This window comes from Shewanella sp. AS16 (genome assembly GCF_021412365.1).
GTDB classification, from domain to species: Bacteria; Pseudomonadota; Gammaproteobacteria; order Enterobacterales; family Shewanellaceae; genus Shewanella; species Shewanella salipaludis.
The window spans coordinates 1-317 of record NZ_JAKCLK010000138.1 but is presented as its reverse complement, the minus strand read 5'-3'; the positions used below and the strand labels follow the sequence as shown (position 1 = coordinate 317).

Genomic DNA, 317 nt, shown 5'->3' with positions numbered 1-317 from the left:
TCCCTGACCTGCACGACGCCGCGCCGTTCGTCAACGAAACCGGCTCTGACTCCAGTTCGATGGATAACATGCTGGAACTCCTGCTGGCAGGCGGGATGGATATCATCCGTGCCATGCGTCTGTTAGTGCCACCAGCCTGGCAGAACAACCCGGATATGGACCCGGAACTGCGTGCCTTCTTTGACTTTAACTCCATGCATATGGAGCCGTGGGATGGCCCGGCAGGGATCGTGATGTCCGATGGCCGTTTCGCCGCCTGTAACCTCGACCGTAACGGTCTGCGTCCGGCACGCTACGTCATCACCAAAGATAAACTG

At 58.4% G+C, this 317-nt stretch carries 1 protein-coding gene; it reads left to right on the top strand.

Annotated elements, in window-relative coordinates; all coding sequences use genetic code 11:
• On the top strand, window positions 1–317 hold a 317-nt coding region (locus tag LZP73_RS19690; RefSeq protein WP_234236603.1), incomplete at both ends, for a hypothetical protein.